General features: G+C 73.0%; 16 protein-coding genes and 2 tRNA genes. 1 reads left to right on the forward strand and 17 read right to left on the reverse strand.

All coding sequences use genetic code 11. The features are described 5' to 3' along the window. Positions 1 to 123 precede the first annotated feature (123 nt). The 10 genes from ACI79G_RS21015 to ACI79G_RS21060 form a co-directional block, all read right to left on the reverse strand. Positions 124 to 891 carry a rhomboid family intramembrane serine protease gene (locus tag ACI79G_RS21015; RefSeq protein ID WP_456883003.1) on the reverse strand — a complete coding sequence of 256 codons (768 nt, stop codon included), beginning with the start codon at positions 889 to 891 and terminating at the stop codon, positions 124 to 126. Between the two features lie 131 nt (positions 892 to 1,022). Next, positions 1,023 to 1,556 (reverse strand): peptidylprolyl isomerase, encoded by a 534-nt coding sequence (locus ACI79G_RS21020; RefSeq protein WP_091221429.1) that lies wholly within the window; start codon positions 1,554 to 1,556, stop codon positions 1,023 to 1,025. Positions 1,557 to 1,620: 64 nt separating this feature from the next. Further along, entirely contained in the window at positions 1,621 to 2,115 is a 495-nt protein-coding gene (locus tag ACI79G_RS21025) for a DUF1059 domain-containing protein (RefSeq protein WP_456883004.1), read from the reverse strand. Positions 2,116 to 2,229: 114 nt separating this feature from the next. Beyond that, positions 2,230 to 2,302: transfer RNA gene (locus ACI79G_RS21030), tRNA-Ala, on the reverse strand. A gap of 28 nt (positions 2,303 to 2,330) precedes the next feature. Next, positions 2,331 to 2,474, reverse strand: a complete 144-nt coding sequence (locus tag ACI79G_RS21035) for a DLW-39 family protein (protein ID WP_448621931.1) — start codon at positions 2,472 to 2,474, stop codon at positions 2,331 to 2,333. Between the two features lie 93 nt (positions 2,475 to 2,567). Beyond that, positions 2,568 to 2,641 (reverse strand) — tRNA-Ile (locus ACI79G_RS21040). Positions 2,642 to 2,808: 167 nt separating this feature from the next. After that, positions 2,809 to 3,579 (reverse strand): DUF3566 domain-containing protein, encoded by a 771-nt coding sequence (locus tag ACI79G_RS21045; protein WP_456883005.1) that lies wholly within the window; start codon positions 3,577 to 3,579, stop codon positions 2,809 to 2,811. 160 nt (positions 3,580 to 3,739) lie between these two features. Beyond that, the gene (gyrA, locus tag ACI79G_RS21050; protein ID WP_456883006.1) at positions 3,740 to 6,208 is read right to left on the reverse strand and encodes a DNA gyrase subunit A; all 2,469 of its coding nucleotides are present in this window, start codon (positions 6,206 to 6,208) and stop codon (positions 3,740 to 3,742) included. Between the two features lie 103 nt (positions 6,209 to 6,311). Beyond that, positions 6,312 to 8,354 (reverse strand): DNA topoisomerase (ATP-hydrolyzing) subunit B, encoded by a 2,043-nt coding sequence (gyrB, locus tag ACI79G_RS21055; RefSeq protein ID WP_456883007.1) that lies wholly within the window; start codon positions 8,352 to 8,354, stop codon positions 6,312 to 6,314. Positions 8,355 to 8,777: 423 nt separating this feature from the next. Then, positions 8,778 to 10,193 carry an APC family permease gene (locus ACI79G_RS21060; protein ID WP_456883008.1) on the reverse strand — a complete coding sequence of 472 codons (1,416 nt, stop codon included), beginning with the start codon at positions 10,191 to 10,193 and terminating at the stop codon, positions 8,778 to 8,780. Between the two features lie 132 nt (positions 10,194 to 10,325). Between ACI79G_RS21060 and ACI79G_RS21065 the strand changes: the two genes are divergently transcribed. Further along, on the forward strand, positions 10,326 to 11,858 hold the full coding sequence (locus ACI79G_RS21065) for an SDR family oxidoreductase (RefSeq protein WP_456883009.1): 1,533 nt from the start codon (positions 10,326 to 10,328) through the stop codon (positions 11,856 to 11,858). 100 nt (positions 11,859 to 11,958) lie between these two features. Here the strand turns inward: ACI79G_RS21065 and ACI79G_RS21070 are convergent, their stop codons facing one another. From ACI79G_RS21070 to dnaA, 7 genes are all read right to left on the reverse strand, one after another. Continuing rightward, a complete protein-coding gene (locus ACI79G_RS21070; RefSeq protein WP_456883010.1) occupies positions 11,959 to 13,734 on the reverse strand; it encodes an ABC transporter ATP-binding protein in 1,776 nt (591 codons plus the stop codon). 13 nt (positions 13,735 to 13,747) lie between these two features. After that, the gene (locus tag ACI79G_RS21075; RefSeq protein WP_456883011.1) at positions 13,748 to 14,689 is read right to left on the reverse strand and encodes a hypothetical protein; all 942 of its coding nucleotides are present in this window, start codon (positions 14,687 to 14,689) and stop codon (positions 13,748 to 13,750) included. 73 nt (positions 14,690 to 14,762) lie between these two features. Next, positions 14,763 to 15,263, reverse strand: coding sequence for a DciA family protein (locus ACI79G_RS21080; RefSeq protein ID WP_456883012.1), 501 nt, complete (start codon positions 15,261 to 15,263; stop codon positions 14,763 to 14,765). A 73-nt stretch (positions 15,264 to 15,336) separates the two neighbouring features. Continuing rightward, positions 15,337 to 16,524, reverse strand: a complete 1,188-nt coding sequence (gene recF / locus ACI79G_RS21085; RefSeq protein ID WP_456883013.1) for a DNA replication/repair protein RecF — start codon at positions 16,522 to 16,524, stop codon at positions 15,337 to 15,339. Between the two features lie 198 nt (positions 16,525 to 16,722). Beyond that, positions 16,723 to 17,655, reverse strand: coding sequence for a phosphogluconate dehydrogenase (NAD(+)-dependent, decarboxylating) (gene gnd, locus ACI79G_RS21090; RefSeq protein ID WP_456883014.1), 933 nt, complete (start codon positions 17,653 to 17,655; stop codon positions 16,723 to 16,725). A 184-nt stretch (positions 17,656 to 17,839) separates the two neighbouring features. Continuing rightward, positions 17,840 to 19,000 (reverse strand): DNA polymerase III subunit beta, encoded by a 1,161-nt coding sequence (gene dnaN, locus ACI79G_RS21095; RefSeq protein WP_456883015.1) that lies wholly within the window; start codon positions 18,998 to 19,000, stop codon positions 17,840 to 17,842. Between the two features lie 875 nt (positions 19,001 to 19,875). Continuing rightward, positions 19,876 to 21,639 carry a chromosomal replication initiator protein DnaA gene (gene dnaA, locus ACI79G_RS21100; protein ID WP_456883016.1) on the reverse strand — a complete coding sequence of 588 codons (1,764 nt, stop codon included), beginning with the start codon at positions 21,637 to 21,639 and terminating at the stop codon, positions 19,876 to 19,878. Positions 21,640 to 21,676 lie beyond the last annotated feature (37 nt).

Here is a 21,676-nt window from a genome sequence, read left to right on the forward strand (position 1 = left end):
GGGCATTAGCGTGGGTCACGAGGACCTCCGGGTGGATGTGGGCCTTCGACAAGCCACACCCCACTCGGAGGTTCTCCCTCGCTCAACCCCTCACGCCGCTACCAACGTCCTGGCTCAGTACACCTAGACGCCCTGACCGAGGACGACGAGGGTGGGGACGGTCAGCGCGACCACCACGAGCGCCGCCGTCAGCAGCATCAGGCCCAGCACCTGCAGCTCGGTGCGCCGACGGGCCAGCACGACCACCCCGGTGGCGACGAAGCCGGCCACCAGGCCGCCCAGGTGCCCCAGCAGGGAGACGCCGGGCAGGAAGCTGATGAGCACGTTGATCGCCAGCAGGGTGAGCAGGCCGCGGAGGTCCTCCCGGCGGGCGATCATGACCACGGCGAGCCCGCCGAGCAGGCCGTAGATCGCGGCCGAGGCCCCGGCGACCGGGCGCCCCGGCTCACCGAACAGCTGCAGCGCGACCGCTCCGCCGAGCAGGGAGACGAGGTACACGGCGAGGTAGCGCCACCGGCCCAGCTGGCGTTCGAGCTCCGAGCCGAAGACGAGCAGCGCCAGCATGTTGAGCACCAGGTGCAGGATCCCGATGTGCAGGAAGGCCGCGGTGACCAGCCGCCAGTCCTCGCCCAGCTCGACGAGGACCGGGATCTGCGCCAGCTGCACGAACAGCGGCGAGAACTGGTTGTCCAGCGGGTTGGCACCGGCCAGGCCGGCGGAGACCGCGGTGACCACGAAGACCACCAGGTTGAGCGCGATGAGCGTGACCGTGACCGCGCCGAAGCGCCGTCCGGCCCGCTGCAGCAGCGGGGCCTGGCGGGCACGGCGCACACCGGCGTTGCCGGCCCGGACGTCGTCCGGGCACTGGAAGCCGACCGATGCGGGGGTCATGCACTCCGGGCAGATGGGTCGGCCGCAGCGGGTGCAGGCGATGCGGGTGGGCCGGTCCGGGTGCCGGTAGCAACTGGGTGGCGGGGGCGCCGGCTGCGGCTGGCCGGCGCCCCCGTCGTCCGGGCTGGTGGTCAGCTGCGCTGCACCTCGACCGACTGCAGGACGACGTCCTCCACCGGGCGGTCGCCACGGCCGGTCCGCACCTTGGCGATGCGGTCGACGACGTCCCGGCTGGCCTGGTCGGCCACCTCGCCGAAGATGGTGTGCTTGCCGGTCAGCCAGGTGGTCGGCGCGACGGTGATGAAGAACTGGGAGCCGTTGGTGCCGGGCCCGGCGTTGGCCATGGCCAGCAGGTAGGGCTTGGTGAAGGCCAGGTCGGGGTGGATCTCGTCGCCGAACTGGTAGCCCGGACCGCCGATGCCCTGACCCAGCGGGTCACCGCCCTGGATCATGAAGCCGTCGATGATCCGGTGGAAGACGGTGCCGTCGTAGAGGCGGTCGGTGGTCTTCGCGCGGGTCTGCGGGTGGGTCCACTCCCGGCGGCCCTCGGCGAGGTCGGCGAAGTTCGCGACCGTCTTGGGTGCGTGGTCGGGGAACAGGTCGACGGTGATGTCGCCGTGGTTGGTGTGCAGGACGGCGCGGCGGGCAGGAGTCGCTTCAGTCACGACGTCCACTCTCCCACTGGCCCGCTCCCCGCGAGGCACGGGGAGCGGACGGCCGGCACTGCGGTCAGATGCGCATGAGGTGGACGACGTCGAGGTCGCGGAAGCTCGCCTCCCCCTCGGTGACCTCCTGCATCCGCTTCGAGATCTCCGTGGTCACCGGGTGCTCGGAGTTGCGCATCGCGGATGCGTGGTCGGGGAACGCCACGAACTGGAGGTAGGTGCCGGCCCGGTCGCGATCCGCCGTGAACACGGCCCAGCGAGCCGTCGTCTCGCGGCCCATCCGCTCCCGCCACTCCTCGCCGAGCGCCCGGACCCCGTCGAGGTCCCGGGCGTGGAACTCGATCAGCTGGACGAAGGCGCCCTCCTCCAGGTGGAGGGCCTCCTCGTCCCGCAGCGCGGCACGCAGCCCGTCGCGCAACTCCCGGTCGTCCGCGTGGCCGTGCACCGACACCGCGTGCTGGACGGCGAGCTCGAGGACCTCGTCCTCCTCGCCGGAGATCTGCACGGTGCAGTTGCTCTCGCTCGGCATCGTCCGGCAGTCGATGGTCTTCCGAGCCATGGCTCCTCCTCAGGGCGGGGCCCTGGCCCGCCCTGAGCCGGTGGGCCAGCGGCCTGGCCGACCGATACGCGGGAAGCGGCGCGACGTCCAGTGCCGGAGGTCCTGGGGAGTGGGTGGAGACGAGGGGAATCGAACCCCTAACCCCCGCCTTGCAAAGGCGGTGCTCTGCCAATTGAGCTACGTCCCCGGGGTGGGAGGTGGGGCCTCCCGGCGGGTCAGCGGGTGGTGGGCGTGCTGACCCCCTGCGGGCCGCGGGTGGCCTCGGCCCAGAGGTCGGCCTCCGCCCTGCCGGACGAGCGCCGGCGGACGGCGGCGAGGGCTCCGGCGGCGGCTGCCGCGAAGACCAGCTTCCTCAGCACGCGGGGTACCTCCTCGAGGGGAGTCCCCCTCCTCGGGAGGGGGCCGGGGCCCGACCCCGGGGACGGGGTGGGCCGGTGGCTCCGGATCACGGGTGGGCCTGGGAGGACTTGAACCTCCGGCCTCATCCTTATCAGGGATGCGCTCTAACCGCCTGAGCTACAGGCCCGTGGACCTCGACCAGCGTACCTGGCCCCACCGCGCCGTCCGCAGGGGGGTCACCCGGCGTGGCGGTCCGGGGCCGCGAGACACGTCAGGCGCCCTCTCAGCGTGCTGAGAGGGCGCCTGACGTGCTCGCCGGGGGCGAGGGACGGCGGCCCCTGCAGGGGTCCTTCCTCAGTCGCGCTCGGAGAGGGTGACCTCGAGGCCGCCGACCAGGTCGGAGCACATGTTGTAGATGAACGCCGCGACGGTGCACAGCGCGGTCATCAGCACGATGTTGATCGCCCCGATGACCGCGGCGCCACCGAAGACGATGCCCGGGGTGATGACCTCGCTGCCGCCATCGCCACCCGCATCGCCACCCGAGGCGCTGCCGAGCTGGCCGAACAGGTCGTTGAGGGTCTCGAAGACACCCAGGCCGGAGAGGATGCCGTAGAGCAGGCCCACGGCGACCATCCAGATGAAGAACATCGCGATGGACAGGACCAGCGAGATCTTCAGCGCGGAGAACGTGTCGATGTGCCGCAGCTGCAGCCGGGCGCGACGCGGGCCACGGGCAGTCTTGCCGCCACCCGAGGATGCCTTCGCGGCACCGGCGGCCGACTGAGCACCCGTGGCCGCCTGAGCACCGGCGGCCGCCTGAGCACCCGTGGCCGACTGAGCACCCGTGGCCGACTGAGCGCCGGTGCTGGGCTGAGCGCCTGCGGCGGGCTGGGCGCCGGTGGCCGGGGGGACTGCGGTCTGCGTGCCCGACGCCGGGCCGGCCGCGGCCGGGGCCTCGCTGTCCGCGGCGACGGCCTTCGTCCGGGCGGTGTTCGCGCCGGGGATGGTCTGCGTCGACCCCACCGAGGGCTTGCCGTCAGCCGCGGGCTGCTGACCGGTCGCCGTCCCCTGTGCCGGGGTGGTCTCCCCGGTGCGCACCGAACCCTGCGTCCGGTCGCTCATGCGAGTCTCCCGTTCCCCAGCGGCCCTCGCCGCTGCCTCGCACCCGGTGTGCCCGGCGCGAGGCCGGGAGCGCCTGGGCGCCGATCATGGCTGGGACGACGGAGGCGGGGTCGCCGGCCCGGGGGCCGGAGACCCCGCCTCCACCGTCGTCGTCCACAGACTAGGCGGCAGGCTCGTCGTTGTCCGTCGTACGCGCGATCGCCACGATCGACACGTCCTCCGGCAAGTTCATGAGCTTGACACCCATGGTGGCGCGGTCCTTGTTGTGGCGGACGCCGTTGACCGGGGTCCGGATGACGCCGCCGCCGGAGGTGATGGCGTAGAGCTCGTCGCCGAGCCGGACCGACAGGGCCCCGACCAGGTTGCCCTTGCGGGCCTTCGGGTCGGCGGTGAGCACGCCCTTGCCGCCGCGGCCCTGGGCCGGGTAGTTCTCGATCCCGGTCCGCTTGGCGAAGCCGCGCTCGGTGGCGACGAGGACGTCGACGCCCTCCTCGACCACGATCATCGACAGCAGCGAGTCGTCGTCGGACAGCGAGATGCCGCGGACGCCCTCGGTGGCCCGGCCCATCGGCCGCAGCGTGGCGTCGTCGGCCTTGAAGCGGATCGACATCGCCTTGCGGGTGACCAGCAGCAGGTCCTGGTCGGGGTCGATGAGCGCGGCGCCCACCAGCTCGTCGCCGTCGCGCAGGTTGATCGCGATGACACCGCCGCTGCGCGGGGAGTCGAAGTCGTTCAGCCGGGTCTTCTTCACCTGCCCGTTGGCCGTGGCCAGGACCAGGTACGGCGCGACGTCGTAGTCCTTGATCTGCATGACCTGGGCGATCCGCTCGTCGGGCTGGAACGCCAGGATGTTGGCCACGTGCGCGCCGCGGGCGGTGCGGTTGGCCTCGGGCAGCTCGTAGGCCTTGGCCCGGTAGACGCGGCCCTTGTTGGTGAAGAAGAGGATCCAGTCGTGGGTGGAGCCCACGAAGAAGTGGTCGACGATGTCGTCCTGCTTCAACGCCGCACCCATCACGCCCTTGCCGCCACGGCGCTGCGACCGGTAGAGGTCGCTCTTGGTCCGCTTGGCGTAGCCGGTGCGGGTGATGGTGACGACGACCTCCTCCTCGGCGATGAGGTCCTCCATGGAGACGTCACCGTCGTTGGGCACGAACTTCGTGCGCCGGTCGTCGCCGTACTTCTCCACGATCTCGGCGAGCTCGTCGTGGATGATCTGCCGCTGCCGCTCGGGCGAGTCGAGGATGGCCTGCAGGTCGGCGATGCGGGCCTCGATCTCGGCCAGCTCGTCCATGATCCGCTGCCGCTCGAGGGCGGCCAGCCGGCGCAGCTGCATGTCCAGGATCGCGGTCGCCTGGATCTCGTCGATGTCCAGCAGCTCCATCAGGCCGCTGCGTGCCGCGTCGGCGGACTCGCTGGACCGGATGAGGGCGATGACGGCGTCGAGCTGGTCGAGGGCCTTGGCCAGACCACGCAGGATGTGCGCACGCTCCTCGGCCTTGCGCAGCCGGTAGCGGGTCCGCCGCTGGATGACCTCGATCTGGTGCAGCACGAAGTAGCGGATCAGCTCGTCGAGCCGCAGCGTCCGGGGGACGCCGTCGACGATCGAGAGCATGTTGCAGCCGAACGAGGTCTGCAGCTGGGTGTGCTTGTAGAGGTTGTTCAGCACGACCTTGGCGACGGCGTCGCGGCGCAGGGTGATGACCAGTCGGCGGCCCACGCGGTCGCTGGACTCGTCGGCGATCTCGCTGATCCCCTGCAGCCGGCCGTCGCGGACGGCCTCGGCGATCGCCTCGGCCAGGTTGTCCGGGTTGACCTGGTACGGCAGCTCGGTGACGACCAGCTGCACCCGGCCCCTGGCGTCCTCCTCGACGGTGACGACGGCCCGCATGCGCACCGAGCCGCGGCCGGTGCGGTAGGCCTCCTCGATGCCCTCGCGGCCGACGATGAGGCCGGCGGTCGGGAAGTCGGGGCCGAGGACGCGCTGCATGCAGGCGTTGAGGGCCTCCTCCGGTTCGGCGTCCGGGTGCTCGAGCACCCAGAAGACCGCGGAGGCCACCTCGCGCAGGTTGTGCGGGGGCATGTTGGTGGCCATGCCGACGGCGATGCCGGCCGAGCCGTTGATCAGCAGGTTGGGGATGCGCCCGGGCAGGACCAGGGGCTCCTGGTTCTTGCCGTCGTAGTTGGGCTGGAAGTCGACGGTCTCCTCGTCGATGTTCGCCAGCATCTCCATGGCCAGCGGCGTCAGCCGGGCCTCGGTGTAGCGCATGGCCGCCGCGGGGTCGTTGCCCGGGGAGCCGAAGTTGCCCTGGCCGTCGATCAGCGGGTAGCGCATCGACCACGGCTGGGCCAGCCGCACGAGGGCGTCGTAGATCGCCGAGTCGCCGTGCGGGTGGTAGTTACCCATGACCTCGCCGACGACGCGGGCACACTTGACGTAGCTCCGGTCGGGGCGGAAGCCCTGGTCGTACATGGCGTACAGCACGCGGCGGTGCACCGGCTTGAGGCCGTCGCGGACCTCCGGCAGCGCGCGGCCGACGATGACCGACATCGCGTAGTCGATGTAGCTGCGCTGCATCTCCTGCTGGAGGTCGACCGGCTCGATGCGGTCGCGGGCGGGTGTCTCGGTCACGTTTCAGGTCTCCACGGATGGGTGCGCAGGAGGGGGACGGCCGGCCCCCTCGCAGGGCCCCCGCCGCGAGCCTGCGAGCGGTGGGGGGCGAGGGGGTCCTTCCTCAGACGTCGAGGAAGCGGACGTCCTTGGCGTTGCGGGTGATGAAGCTGCGGCGGGCGTCGACGTCCTCGCCCATGAGCACGCTGAACAGCTCGTCGGCGGTCGCGGCGTCCTCGAGGGTGACCTGCAGCAGGATCCGCGTCTCCGGGTTCATCGTGGTCTCCCAGAGCTCGGTCGCGTTCATCTCACCGAGGCCCTTGAACCGCTGGATCGCGTCGTCCTTGATCTTGCGGCCGGCCTCGGCGCCGGCCCGGAGGACGGCTTCCTTCTCCTTGTCGGTGTAGACGTACTCGTCACCGACCTTGCCGCCCCACTTGATCTTGTACAGCGGCGGCTGGGCCAGGTAGACGTGCCCGGCCTCGACCAGCGGCCGCATGAAGCGGAACAGCAGGGTCAGCAGCAGGGTGCGGATGTGCTGGCCGTCGACGTCGGCGTCGGCCATCAGCACGATCTTGTGGTAGCGCAGCTTCGACAGGTCGAACTCGTCGTGGATGCCGGTGCCGAAGGCCGTGATCATCGACTGGACCTCGGTGTTCTTGAGGACCCGGTCGATGCGCGCCTTCTCGACGTTGATGATCTTGCCGCGGATCGGCAGGATCGCCTGGAACATCGAGTCGCGGCCGGACTTGGCCGAGCCGCCGGCCGAGTCGCCCTCGACGATGTAGACCTCGGAGTTGCGCGGGTCGGTCGAGCGGCAGTCGGCCAGCTTGCCGGGCAGGCCGGTCGAGTTCAGCGGGTTCTTCCGGGCCAGCTGGCGGGCCTGCTGGGCGGCGCGACGGGCACGCGCGGCCGAGCTGGCCTTGGTGATGATCTGCTTGGCCTCGGTCGGGTTGGCCTCGAACCAGTGCCCGAGCTGCTCGTTGCAGACCCGCTGCACGAAGCCCTTGACCTCGGTGTTGCCGAGCTTGGTCTTGGTCTGGCCCTCGAACTGCGGATCGCCGATCTTCACCGAGACGATCGCCGCCAGGCCCTCGCGGATGTCCTCACCCGTGAGCTTCTCGTCCTTGCCCTTGAAGAGCTTCTTCTCCTCGGCGTAGCGGTTGACGATGGAGGTCAGCGCCGCGCGGAAGCCCTCCTCGTGGGTGCCGCCCTCGTGGGTGTTGATGATGTTGGCGAAGGTGTGCACCGACTCCGAGTACGCCTCGGACCACTGCATCGCGATGTCCACCGACATCGCCGTGTCGTTCTTGCCGGTGCCGTCGGCGGAGAAGCCGATGACCGAGCGGTGGATCGGGGTCTTGGACCGGTTCAGGTAGGCGACGTAGTCCGTGAGGCCGCCCTCGTAGAAGTACGTGACCTCGGTCGGCTCGAACGCCGGCGTCTCGGCGTCCGGGGCCGGGGCCTCCTCGGCGAGCGACACCTCCTCGGCCATGCCGGTCTCGGCCTTGCCGTGCCCCGGGCGCTCGTCACGCAGGACGATCTTCAGGCCGGCGTTGAGGAAGGCCATCTCCTGCAGGCGACGGCTGATGGTGTCGAACGAGTAGCTCGTCGTCTCGAAGATGTTCGGATCGGCCCAGAAGGTGATCTGGGTGCCGCGCTTCTTCGTCGGGCCGATCTTCTCCAGCGGGCCGGGCTTGGCCTCGGCGTAGTGCTGGTGCCACTCGGTGCCGTCGCGCCAGATGCGCACGTCGAGCTCGCTGGACAGCGCGTTGACGACGGTGACGCCGACGCCGTGCAGACCACCGGAGACGCCGTAGCTCTTGCCGTCGAACTTGCCGCCCGCGTGCAGGATGGTCATGACGACCTCGACGGTCGGGCGCTTCTCGACCGGGTGCATGTCGACCGGGATGCCGCGGCCGTTGTCCTCCACCCGGACGCCGCCGTCGGGGAGCAGGGTGACCCGCACCGTGTCGCAGTAGCCGGCCAGGGCCTCGTCGACGGCGTTGTCGACGACCTCCCAGACCATGTGGTGCAGGCCCCGCTCACCGGTCGAGCCGATGTACATGCCAGGGCGCTTGCGGACCGCCTCGAGACCCTCGAGGACGGTGATAGAGCTGCCGGAGTAGGCGTCAGCCTGGGCGTCGGTCTTCGGTCGAGCGACCACGTGTGGCCCTTCTGTCGCGCACCCGGCGGCAAGCGCCCCCGATCGTGGACAGGGGCGCAGAACGGCTCTCAGCCGGATGCTGGCGGTTTCTGCCCTCCAGGATACCGGGTGGTACGACAGGAATGCCGTCGTCCCGGCCCTCACGTCGTGTCTGCGCCACTCGCAGCACGTCTGCCACCACAGGTGTTGGCCCCGGGCCCGACACGCCGTCCCCGGGGCGCTGGGTGCCCCCGCCCAGGACGGCCCCGGGGAGGACCTCTGTGCCCCCACCGGAGGAGGACTCCGTCCTCCTCGTCCCCCGCGAGCTGGGGGCGAGCCCCCGGACGGGTCCGGCGGCGGGACCGTGCGGGGAGGCCGGAGGACGGCGGCCACCCTCAGGGTCCCGCGCCGAGCGTGCGAGGCGTGGAGGAGGGTGGTCCCTCCTCAGTTGACCGGGCCGCCCTTGGTGAACCGCTCGGGGTCCAGCGGCGGCACGGCGGGGCCCGTGCGCCGGTTGATCAGCACGGTGACGCCCCAGAGGACGACGCCGATCGCGAGCAGGACCCCCGCGATCCGGTACTGCTCCGTGGGCCGCCCGGCCCACGGCGTCGCGAGGTACGCGCAGGCGAGCGCGCCCACGACCGGGAGCACGGTCGGCGTGCGGAAGTGGTCGGCCTCGACGCGGTCGCGGCGCAGCACCAGGACGGCCACGTTGACGACGGTGAACACCATGAGCAGCAGCAGCGCCGTGGTGCCGCCGAGGGCGGGCACCGCCCCGACGAAGGTGATCAGGCCGAAGGCGAGCGCGGTGGTGAAGAGGATCGCCGTGGTCGGGGTGCGGCGGCGGTGGTGGACCCGGCCGAGCAGCGGGGGCAGCACGTGCTGGCGGCTCATCCCGTAGACCAGCCGGCTGGCCATGAGCATGTTGATCAGCGCGGAGTTGGCGACGGCGAACATCGTGATGACCCCGAAGACGCCGATCGGGAAACCCGGGGCGCCCGCCTCCACCACCTGCAGCAGCGGGGTGTCGCCCTCGCTGAGCTGGTCGGCCGGCACCAGCGCGATCGCCGAGATCGACACGAGCACGTAGATCAGCCCGGTCAGGCAGAGCCCGGCCAGCAGCACCTTGGGGAAGATCCGCCGCGGCTCCTTGCACTCCTCGGCCATGTTGACCGAGTCCTCGAAGCCGACCATCGCGAAGAAGGCCAGGCCGGTGGCGGCGATGACCCCGCCGAGCACCGAGCGCTCGCCGGTGTCGAACTCGGTCACCCGGGAGAAGTCCCCCTCCCCCAGACCCAGCGCCCAGACGCCGACCCCGATGACGATGAGCAGACCGGTCAGCTCCACGCAGGTGAGCAGCACGTTGGTCTTCACGCTCTCGCCCACGCCGCGGAGGTTGACCAGCGCGACCAGCGCCATGAACCCCAGGCCGATGAGGGTGATGCCGACGCCCTCACCCAGGCTGAGGCCGAACACGTCGGCGAAGTTGGCGCTGAACGCCCGCGCCGCCGTCGACGCCGAGGTGATGCCGCTGCTCATCACCGCGAAGGCGACCAGGAACGTGACGAAGTGGATGCCGAACGCCTTGTGCGTGTAGAGCGCCGCCCCGGCCGCCTGCGGGTACTTCGTCACCAGCTCCAGGTAGCTGAAGGCGGTGACCAGCGCGACGAGGAAGGCGACGAGGAACGGCAACCAGACCACACCGCCCACCTGGGCCGCGACCTGCCCGGTGAGCGCGTAGATCCCGGTGCCCAGGATGTCGCCGACGATGAACAGCAGCAGCAACCCGGGTCCCATGACCCGCTTGAGGGTGGGTTGACCGTCCTCGGTGCGGTCCGGTGCTGCGGTGGTGTCGGCCATGGGGGACCCCCTGCTCGACTCGTGCCGGTGGACGGGACCGCCGTTGGTCTCCAGGACGTGCGCCCAGCGTGGCGGGTGCGGGGGTGGTCCGCGACCCGAGCGGGCGGGGCGTTCTCGCCGGACACTCGGGACATGGCCGAGACCGACGGCACCACCTCCACCCCGACGGCGACGACCTGCCTCGTCACCGGGGCCACCGGCTACATCGGCGGGCGGCTCGTGCCCGAGCTGCTCGCCGCCGGGCACCGGGTGCGGGTGATGACCCGATCGCCGGAGCGGCTGCGCGACCACCCGTGGGCCGGTCAGGTCGAGATCGCCCGGGCCGACGCGGGCGACGCCGAGGCGGTCGCGGCGGCCTGCGCCGGGGTCGACGTCGTCTACTACCTGGTCCACGCGCTGGGCACCGGCAAGGAGTTCGAGGAGACCGACCGGCGGACGGCACGGGTGATGGCGCGCGCCGCGCGGGAGGCCGGCGTGGGCCGGCTGGTCTACCTCGGCGGCCTGGAGCCCCAGGGCGAGGAGCTCTCCCCGCACCTGCGCTCGCGTGCCGAGGTCGCCGAGATCCTGCTCGGCTCCGGCGTCCCGACCGTCGTCCTGCGGGCCGCGGTGGTGCTCGGCTCGGGGTCGGCGTCCTTCGAGATGCTGCGCTACCTGACCGAGCGGCTACCGGTCATGGTCACGCCGCGCTGGGTGCACAGCCGGATCCAGCCGATCGCCATCCGCGACGTGCTGCGCTACCTGGTCGGCTGCGCGACGCTGCCGGCCGACGTGCACCGGTGCTTCGACATCGGCGGCCCCGACGTCATGACCTACCTGGAGATGATGCAGCGCTTCGCCGCGGTGGCCCGGCTGCCCAGGCGGCGGATCCTGCCCGTCCCGGTGCTCAGCCCGGGCCTGTCGAGCCACTGGGTCGGCGTCGTCACGCCCGTGCCGGCGTCGATCGCCCGTCCGCTGGTGGAGTCGCTGCGCAACACCGTCGTCTGCGCCGAGCACGACATCGCGCAGTACGTCCCGGATCCGCCGGAGGGGCTGCTCGGCTTCGACGAGGCGGTGCGACTGGCGATCCAGCGGGTCAAGGACCGGACCGTGGCCACCCGCTGGTCCTCGGCGTCCACACCCGGGGTGCCGTCGGACCCGCTGCCCACCGACCCCCACTGGGCCGGCGGCACCCTCTACCTCGACGAGAAGACCCGGGAGACCTCCGCCTCACCGGAGGCGCTGTGGCGGGTGGTCGAGGGGATCGGCGGGGAGACCGGCTGGTACTCGTTCCCGCTGGCCTGGGAGGTGCGCGGCTGGCTGGACCGGGCCGTCGGCGGGGTCGGCCTGCGCCGGGGACGCCGGTCGCCGTCGGACCTCTACGTCGGCGACGCCCTGGACTTCTGGCGGGTCGAGGCGCTCGAGGAGGGCCGGCTGCTGCGGCTGCGCGCCGAGATGCGGCTGCCCGGGCTGGCCTGGCTGGAGTTCCACGTGGAACAGGAGGACGGACGCAGCCGGCTGCGGCAACGGGCGACCTTCAAGCCGAACGGGCTCTTCGGCAACCTCTACTGGTGGGTGCTGGTGCCCTTCCACGGCCCGATCTTCGGCGGGATGGTGCGCAACATCTGCCGCGCCGCGGAGGAGGGGACGGCCGCCGCCGCGGGCCAGAGACGCGCCCGCGCGGCGTGAGGCACGACCTCGACGATCAGCTGAGCTGACCGTTCCGGTTCCTGGCCCGGCACGGGTGGTGAGCCAGGAACCGCGGTGACCAGGTGAGCCGGTCATCGCGTTACACCAGCAGCTGGGCGGCCGCCAGCTCGCGGTAGAGGGGACTGGTCTCCACCAGCTCCTGGTGGGTGCCGCTCGCGACCACCCGCCCGGCGTCGAGGACGACGATCCGGTCGCAGTCGAGCACGGTCGACAACCGGTGCGCGACCACCAGCAGCGCCCGGTCGGCGGACGCGGCGGCCAGGGTGTCGCGCAGCAGCGCCTCGTTGCGGGCGTCGAGGCTGGCGGTCGGCTCGTCGAGCAGCAGCAGCGCCGGGCGGGCCAGCAGCGACCGCGCGATCGCCAGCCGCTGCCGCTCACCGCCGGACAGCAGCACGCCGTCGTCCCCCACCGGGACGTCGAGCCCGCGCGGCGAGCGCTGCACCACGTCGGTGAGCCCGACGTCGGCCACCACCGCCCACAGCTCGAGGTCGGTCGCGTGCGGTGCGGCCAGCAGCAGGTTGTCGCGCACCGACCCGGCCAGCACCGGCGCCTCCTGCTCGACGTAGCCCAGCCGTGCCCGCAGGCCCGCCCGCGGCAGGTCGCGCACGTCGGTGCCGGCCCACCGCACCGCCCCGCCGGTCAGCGGGTAGAAGCCCTCGACCAGCGCCAGCACGGTCGACTTGCCAGCCCCCGACGGCCCGACCAGCGCCACCCGGCCACCGGCCGGCACGCTCAGCGAGACCCCGTGCAGAACGTCGGTGCCGTCCGGGTAGCGGAACGACACGTCGTCCAGCTCGAGCAGCGGGACCTCCGCGGACGGCGGCGACGCGGGGACGGCGACGAGCGCCCCACCCCGCTCGGGCCGCGCGTCGTCCTCCGGCTCGAGCGCGAGCACCTCCTGCACCCGCGCCAGCGCGCCCAGCCCGCTCTGCAGCTGGGTCCACGCCCCGATCGCCTGGCCCAGCGGCATGACCAGCAGGAACAGGTACAGGATGAACGCGACCAGGTCGGCGACGGCGATGGAGCCCGTCGCCACCCGGTAGCCGCCCAGGCCGAGGACGGCGAGGAACGCGCCCTGGACCGCGATCGACCCGGCCGGGCTGACCAGCGCCTGCAGCCTGGCCACCCGCACGCCGGCCTGGTACGCCCGGCCGGCGCTGGCCGCGACCACGGCCACCTCCCGCGCGGTCGCACCACTGGCCCGGATGGTGCGCACCGCCGACAGCGCCCGCTCCACCGCGGCGGTCATCGCGCCGACCTCCTCCTGCGCCTGGCGGGAGAGCCGCTGCACGCCACGGGCGACCGAGACGACCACCGCCAGCCCGACGGCGACCGAGCCCACGGTGACCAGCAGCAGCCACCCGTCGACCAGCGCCATCGCCACGACCGCGCCCACCGCGACCACCGCGGAGCCGGCGACCTCGACGACCCCGGAGGTCACCGTGGCGCGCAGCAGGGTGGTGTCCGCGCCGACCCGCGACATCAGGTCGCCGGTGCGCCGCCGGTCGTACTCGGCGATCGGCAGCCGCAGCAGCCGGTCGGCCAGCGTCCGCCGGGTGGAGAGCACGACGCCCTCGGCGGTGCGCTGCAGCAGGTACTCCTGCACCGCACCCAGCGCCGAGGACGCCAGCAGGACGACGACGAGCAGGCCGACGGCGGGCAACAACGCCCGGCCGGCCCCCACGGCCTCGATGACCCGGGCGACCAGCGCCGGCTGGGCCAGCGCGCCGGCGGCCGCGACCAGCGACAGGACGGCGGCCGCGGCCAGCGGGCGGCGGTGCGGCCGGACCAGGGGCCACAGCTGCCGCAGCGTCGCGCGAGCCGCGGTCTCCGCGGAGGTGCTCTCCTCGGCCACGGCCGCGCGCGGCTCAGAGGGCCGGGGCGAGGGCGCCGACCAGCGCGGTCAGCAGCCGGGCGTGGTGCTCGATCAGCTGCGGCCGGTGCCCGTCGGGACGGATCGCGGCGAGGTAGCCACCCGCCAACCCACCCCCGTCGGCCCCTGGCAGCGTCCAGAACTCGTCGCCGTCGTCGGTGCCCAGCAGCAGCCCGCGCACCGTGGCGTCGCCGACCAGCGCGCGGGCGGCCGGGCCGTCCTCGGCGGCGAGCAGCACCCAGCGGGTGTCGAAGGCGGGGTCGCCGCTGGGCACCTGGACCAACCCGCCGGTGCGGTGCTTCCAGAAGCGGGCCGGCGACAGCCGCAGCGGCGGCAGCGCGCCCAGCACCGGGGCGGCGGTGACCGCGTACTCGGGGACGGCGTAGCGGCCGGACGCGTAGAGCACGTCGAAGGCGACCAGGTCGAGCGTGCCGTAGCGGCCGCGCATGACCCCGGCGGGCCGGTGGTCCTTCGTCGCCCGGACCGGCGCGGTGCGCACCAGCTCGGCGAGGACGGCGTCCTCCGGCGCGGTGCCGTCGGAGATGGCCCAGCCCTGCTGCACCGCCCAGGCCTGCGCGCCGACGGCGTCGCCCTGGTAGGCGAAGACCTGCTCGAGCTCACCGGGCTGCCGGGGCCGCCGGCTGCCGAAGAGGCCACCGCGGGTGGGCTGCTCGCCCGCCGTCTGCGGGCCGGCGGCCGGGGACTGCGCCGGGCGGTCGGGGGCGGCGGGCGGCAGGTCCCAGCCCGGCGGCTGCCAGGCGGTGCTCCCACCGCTCCCCGCGCCCGTCCGGTCGGCCGGCGGCTGGTCGGCGGGTGGCTGCTCGGGCCGGTCGGCCGGGGGCTGCCCGCCGTCCCCGCCGAGGTGGCCGGGCTCGCGCCAGCCGCTGCCCTCGTCGGGGCGCTCCTCGAAACCGTCGCGGTCGCGCGGGCTGCTCATCGCTGCCTCGTCTCCATCTGCCCCATGCCCATGTGCACCGTCCTCCCGGAGCCACCACCCCGGGCGGCGACCCCTATCCGTACGTGTCCCGCGGCCCGCGTCCGCGGACCGACCGGGGGCCCTTCTTCCAGCTCGGGGCCGTCGGACCGACAACGCGCAGCCGGCTCACGACGTCCCCGCCGACCGTGGCGTGCAGCTTGGCGAGGATCGTCGGCGCCAGGAGTCGCAGCTGGGTGGCCCACGCCGTGGACTCCGCGACCACCAGCAGCTCGCCCTCGGTGAGCGTCTGCGGCGTGCAGTGGGCGGCGATCTCGGGCCCGACCAGTGCCGACCAGCGGCCGAAGACCGCACCGACCCTGGTGTGCTCGGTCCAGTCCTGGGTCTTGACGAGGTTGTCCACCAGCCGGGCCAGCGGCTGCGGGTCGTCGTCCCCCGGGCGGGGCCCGCTCCAGCTGCGCTTCGGCCCGGCGATCCGCCGCCGGGTGGGGCGCGGCCGGGACGCCGAGGCCGCGCGCGCCGCCTCCAGCGCCGCGCGCGCGATGTCACTGGGCCGCGCCGACCGCTCCTCGGTCACGGCTCCTCCTCGCCGGCGCTGGTCGTCCCCGTGCCCGGCGGTGCTGTTCCCCCGTGCGACCTCGCCAGCTCGGTCACGTGACCTCCTCCCGCACGGCCCCATCCTCGGCGGCCTCCGGGTCGAGCGGTACCGCCTGCCCGCCGGCGACCTGCACCACGGTGCTGCGCAGCTCCGGCGGGACGTCGTCCAGCACCGCCGCGGTGACCAGGGACTGCTCCGCCGAGCGGGCTACGGCCGCCAGCGCCGCGCGGCGGTCGGCGTCGAGGGTGGCGAAGACGTCGTCGAGCACGAGGATCGGCTCGTCGCCGTCGGCCCGCAGCAGCGCGAAGCAGCCCAGCTTCAGTGCCAGGGCCAGCGACCAGGACTCCCCGTGGCTGGCGAAGCCCTTCGCCGGCATCGACCCCAGCGAGATGACCAGGTCGTCGCGGTGCGGGCCGACCAGCGTCATGCCGCGGTCGACCTCGTCGTTGCGGCGCTCGGCCACCCGCTCGCGCAGCGCGGCCGAGAGCTCCCCGGCCGTGGGCAGCGTCGACCCCTCCGGGACCGGCGTCCCGTCCCCGGCCAGCGGCACGGTGCTGGCGTAGCCGAGCGCGGCGACGGCGGCGTCCGCGCCCGCGACCCCGGCGTAGGCGCGGGTCACGTGCGGGGCCAGGTCGGCGACCAGCCGCAGCCGCGCGGCCAGCAGCTGCCCGCCGAGGTCGACGAGGTGCCCGTCCCAGACGTCGAGCGTGGCCAGCGCGTTGCCGCGGGCCATCCGGGCGGTCTTGAGCAGGGCGTTGCGCTGCTTGAGCACCCGGTCGTAGTCGCCGCGCACGCCGGCCAGCCGCGGGGTGCGGCTGACCAGCAGGTCGTCGAGGAACCGCCGCCGCTCGGCGGGGTCGCCGCGGACGAGCACCAGGTCCTCGGGCGCGAACAGCACGGACTTCACCAGCCCGAGCAGCTCCCGGGGCCGCGCCAGCGGCGCCCGGTTGACCCGCACCCGGTTGGCCCTCCCCGGGTTGATCTCGATCTCGACCAGCAGCTCGCGGTCCTCCCGGCGCAGCGCCGCGCGGACCACCGCCTGGGATGCGCCCTGCCGGACCAGCGGCGCATCACCGGCGACCCGGTGGCTGCCCATCGTGGCCAGGTAGCCGACCGCCTCGACGAGGTTGGTCTTGCCCTCGCCGTTGCGGCCGACGAAGACCGTCGGCCCCGGGCGCAGGGCCAGGTCCACCCGGTCCCAGTTGCGGAACGAGCCCAGCTGGAGGTGGCGCAGGTACACCTCAGCATCCCCGCGGCGAGGTGCTGGAACGGCCCCCCTGCAGCAGGAGGACCCCCAGGAGGACCTCCCTGCCCCCCACCACTCGCGGGCTCGCAGTGGGGCCCTGCACCGAGGCCTCCGGACCCTTCGCAGGCTCCGGGCGGGACCCGGGACGGGGCCGGCGCGCTCGCGGGTGGAGGGGGGCGGGGGGGTCCTCCATCATGCGGGGCGTTCGACCTCCTGCTCGCGGACGGCGTGCACCGCGTGGCCGCCGAACTGCTGGCGCAGCGCCGCGACGGCCTTCATGGTCGGCGAGTCCTCCTGCCGCGAGGAGAAGCGCGCGAACAGCGAGGCGGCGATCGCCGGCATGGGGACGGCGTTCTCGATGGCCTGCTCGACGGTCCACCGGCCCTCGCCGGAGTCCTCGGCGTAGCCGCTGATCTTCTCGAGGGCCGGGTCCTCCTCGAGCGCGCGCACCAGCAGGTCCAGCAGCCAGGAGCGGATGACGGTGCCCTGGGTCCAGGACTTCACGACGCCGGGGACGTCCTCGATCAGGTCGACGGCGGCCAGCAGCTCGTAGCCCTCGCCGTAGGCCTGCATCATCGCGTACTCGATGCCGTTGTGGACCATCTTGGAGAAGTGCCCGGCGCCGACCGGCCCGGCGTGCACGAAGCCCGCGCCCGGCAGCTCCTGACCGGACTCGTCCTTGGGCGCCGGCGGCTTGAGCGCGTCGAACACCGGCTGGACCTTGGCCACGTCCTCCTTGGTGCCGCCCACCATCAGCGCGTAGCCGTTCTCCAGGCCCCACACCCCGCCGGAGACGCCGGCGTCCACGTAGCCGATGCCCTTCTCGCGGCACATCACGTCGTGGACCTGGTCGTCGGTGTACTTGGAGTTGCCGCCGTCGACGATCACGTCACCGGGCTCGAGCAGCTCGGCGAGGTCCTTGACCGTCGCCCGGGTCGGCTCCCCCGCCGGGACCATCACCCAGACCACCCGCGGCGCCGACAGCGCCTCCTTCAGCGCCGGCAGGCTCTCGACGTCCCGCTTCTCCGGGTGGTGGTCGAAGCCGACGACCTCGTGACCGGCGCGGCGCAGCCGCTCGGCCATGTTGCCGCCCATCTTGCCCAGCCCGATCAGCCCCAGCTGCACGACGCAGTCCTCTCCTCGCAGTGGTCCGGCCGGCCCGTCGGCGGGCCGGCTCGTCTCCGCCGTCCATCGTGCTCGGTCCGGCCGGGCGCTGCCGCCCGGGCCCCGTCGGCAACCGCTGGAACGGCCCTCCTGCCGGGTCCCGCCGCGAACTCGCGAGTGGTGGGGGGCAGGAGGGCCCTTCGACTCATCCCGGCAGCCGCACCGGCATGATCAGGTACCGGTAGCTGCCCGGCCGCTCGGCCGGCCGGGAGGCCGCCTCGTCGTCGGTCGCCGGCTCGGGCACCCCGGAGAGGACGGCGGGCTTGAGCGGGCTGGTGAAGTCCATCCGCGCGCGCGGCGTGTGCACCGCGGCCAGCCCGTCGAGCAGGAACGTCGGGTTGAAGCCGATGGTCAGCGGCTCCCCCTCGAACTCGACGTCGCAGCGCTCCTCGGCCTGGCCCTCGTCGTCGGTGCCACCGGCGCGCAGGGTGACCTGGCCGGGGGTGAACTCGCAGCGCAGCGGCGTGCCCCGCTCGGCGACCAGCGCGACGCGCTTGGCGGCGTCGGTGAACAGCCCGACCGGCAGCGTGGCGTTGCTGGCCGACTCGTTGGGCATGATCGCCCGGTACTTGACGAACTCGGCGTCGAGGAGCCGGGTGGTGGTCTGCCGGTCCTTGCCGGAGAGCCCCAGGATGCCCTCCCCGGAGCCGCCGGAGGACAGCGAGAGCGTGATCTCCGGCCCGCTGGTCAGCGTCTTCGCCGCGTCGGCCAGCGTGCGCGCGGGCACCAGCACCGCCGCGGTCAGACCCGGGGTCTCCGGTCGCCAGGCGAACTCGCGGACGGCGAGGCGGTAGCGGTCGGTCGCCGCCAGCGTCACCAGGTCGTCCTCGATCTCCAGCCGGACGCCGGTGAGCATGGGGAGGGTGTCGTCCCGGCCGGCGGCGACGGCGACCTGGCCGACCGCCTCGGCGAAGACGTCGCTGTCGACGACGCCGGCCGACGACGGCATGGCCGGCAGGGACGGGTAGTCCTCGACCGGCAGCGTCGGCAGGCTGAAGCGCGCGTTCCCGCAGGAGATCGACAGGCGCGGGCCCTCGGCGGTGAGGTCGACCGGGTGCGGTGGCAGTGCGCGGGTGATCTCGGCGAGCAGCCGGCCGGGCACGAGCACCCGGCCGCTCTCGGAGGCCTGCACGTCCACCTCGGCGCGGGCGGAGACCTCGTAGTCGAAGCCGGACACCGACAACTGGCTGCCGTCGACCTCGAGCATGATCCCGGCCAGCACCGGCACCGACGGCCGTGGCGGCAGGCTGCGCGCCGTCCACGCGACGGCATCGGCGAGCACCTCACGTGCCACCCGGAACTTCATGACCTGATCCACCCCAGCTGTCGTCGGTGTCCTCGTGGTGCGGTGCTCATCGTGCCCTCTGGGAGGGACATGGAGGTAACCGCTGTCCTCGGTCAGGTCACTGGCAGCGGAGCTTCCCCACCCAGAGTGTGGTTCGAGAAATCCTCGATCTATCTCCCTCATCTTCGTCATCACCGGTGTGGATCCTGGGGATCGACGCCGTCCGTGCAGCTCAGCGCCCGAGTCGACATGTTGGCCGACTGTGGGCGGTGAGGCGGACTCCCGTGTCGACACGTGGACATCTCGACGTCCACCCACACCGGCCGCCGTCTCTCCACGTCCTGTCCCCTGGTTCCCCCAGCGTCCGTCCCCAGTCCGTACCCAGGTCCGGGTGCCCGGCGCCGCGGCGACCGGCGTCCGACGGCCCCGATCGGGTGGACCCGCAGGTCAGGACGTCAACGGGCGGCATCCCCAGGGGTGGATGGAGCGGTGGGCATCTCTGGCACGTCGTGACCGGGGGTGAGCGGGCGAGGAGAGATCTCCCCAACCTGTGCACATCGCTGGGGACAACTCGTCGACGTGTCGACCCGCGTCACCGGTGCGAGTGACCTGCACAGCACGCCTGACGCGGGGACGACGACGGTCCGCCCACCCACAGGACTGTGGACACGCAGCGGCCCTCTGGGGACACCGAGGTGGACGACCGAGGCATCTGTCCACCGGACGCACCGTGCCCGGCTGTGGTGCCACGCCACCTGCGCCGAGCGGCCAGGGTCCGACCCGGTGCGAGCGGGCAGCAGCGCGGGTCGGCCAGGGGACGACACGTGACCGCGGTGTCGTCCGGGGGACGACGGTGTCATCAGCGCGGGGCGACGCGCAGCGGGCGATGTCGTCCCCTACGACCGGGCGCGGCTCTTGATCCGGGCCGTCAGCTCGGTGACCTGCGTGTACGTCGCCCGCCGCTCGCTCATCAGGTTGGTGATCTTCTTGACGGCGTGCATGACCGTGGTGTGGTCCTTGCCGCCGAAGGAGGCCCCGATCCGCGGCAGGGACAGCTCGGTGAGCTCCCGGCACAGGTACATGGCGATCTGGCGGGCGTTGACGAGCGTGCGGCTGCGGTTGGAGCCCTGCAGCTCCTCCATCGTCACGGAGAAGTACTCGGCGGTGGCGGCCATGATGATCGCCGCGGTGATCTGCGGGCCCTGCTCGTCGCTGATCAGGTCCTTGAGCACCAGCTCGGCCAGCGGCAGGTCGACCTGCTGCTTGTTCAGCGACGCGAACGCGGTGACCCGGATGAGCGCGCCCTCGAGCTCGCGGATGTTGGTCTGCACCTTGCTGGCGATGAACTCCAGCACCGGGTCGGGCACCTGCAACCGCTCGCCGTAGGCCTTCTTGCGCAGGATCGCGATGCGGGTCTCCAGGTCCGGCGCCTGGACGTCGGTGATCAGCCCCCACTCGAACCGCGTGCGCAACCGGTCCTCGAGCGTCGTCAGCTTCTTCGGCGCCCGGTCGGACGTGATGACGATCTGCTTGCTGGCGTTGTGCAGCGTGTTGAAGGTGTGGAAGAACTCCTCCTGCGTCCGCTCGGCGCGCTCCAGGAACTGGATGTCGTCGATGAGCAGGAAGTCGATGTCCCGGTAGCGGCGGCGGAAGTCCTCCGCCCGCCCGGAGTGCACCAGGTTGATGAACTCGTTGGTGAACTCCTCGGTGCTCACGTAGCGCACCCGGACGTTGGGGAACATCCGCGCCGCGTAGTGGCCGATGGCGTGCAGCAGGTGCGTCTTGCCCAGCCCCGAGTCGCCGTAGATGAACAGCGGGTTGTAGGCGCGGGCCGGCGCCTCGGCGACCGCGACGGCCGCCGCGTGGGCGAACCGGTTGCTGTTGCCGATGACGAAACTGTCGAAGACGTACTTGGGGTTCAGCCCCGGGTCCTGCGCGCCGGCCGGGGCCCGGCGGTCACCGAACAGCGGGACGGCGTCCCCTCCGCCGCGGGACCCGCCGCGCCGGCTCCGGGACGGCGGCGCGGGCGGCTCGGGGACGCCGCCGTCGTCGTCGCCGGTGTCGAGGTCGAAGGGCAGCACGGCCACGCCGTCCTCGTCGAGGTCGGTGCCGCCCCAGTCGCGCTCGGCGGCGCGGGTGCCGCGGCCGGTCGGACGCCGGGCCGGCGGGCTCCAGTCGGTGGGGGCCCACTCCTCCGGCTCCCGCTCGGGCGGCCTGGGGGCGGCGCTCCTGCCGTCGTCCTCCCAGGCGGGCCGGACGTCGGCACGCACGCCGAACGCGCTGCGCCCGTCGTCGGCGCGGTCGCGGGTCTCCCGGTCCTCCTCGGCCCGCTGCGCCTCGACCACCGACCACGGACGGCGGGTCGGCACCTCGGGCGCGGGTGCGGCCGGCGGCTCGACCGGGCTGTCCTCCACCTGGACGGCGACGCGGATGTCGCGGCCGAGGTGCTCCGACAGCGCCTCGGCCAGCACCCGGCGCATCCGGGACTCCAGCACGGTCTGGGTGAACTCGTTGGGCGCCGACAGCACCGCGGTGTCCTCGAAGACGCCCACCGGGCGGGTGAGGTTCAGCATCGCGTTCTGCTGCGGGGACAGGCTCGTCGCCAGCCGCTCGCGGATCTGGTCCCAGACCGTCGCCAGGTCCACCGTGGCATCGGCCATGGCCCTCGTCCTCCCAGGTTCCCGTGTGTCGTCGGCC

It is taken from the genome of Geodermatophilus sp. SYSU D00779 (genome assembly GCF_054050595.1).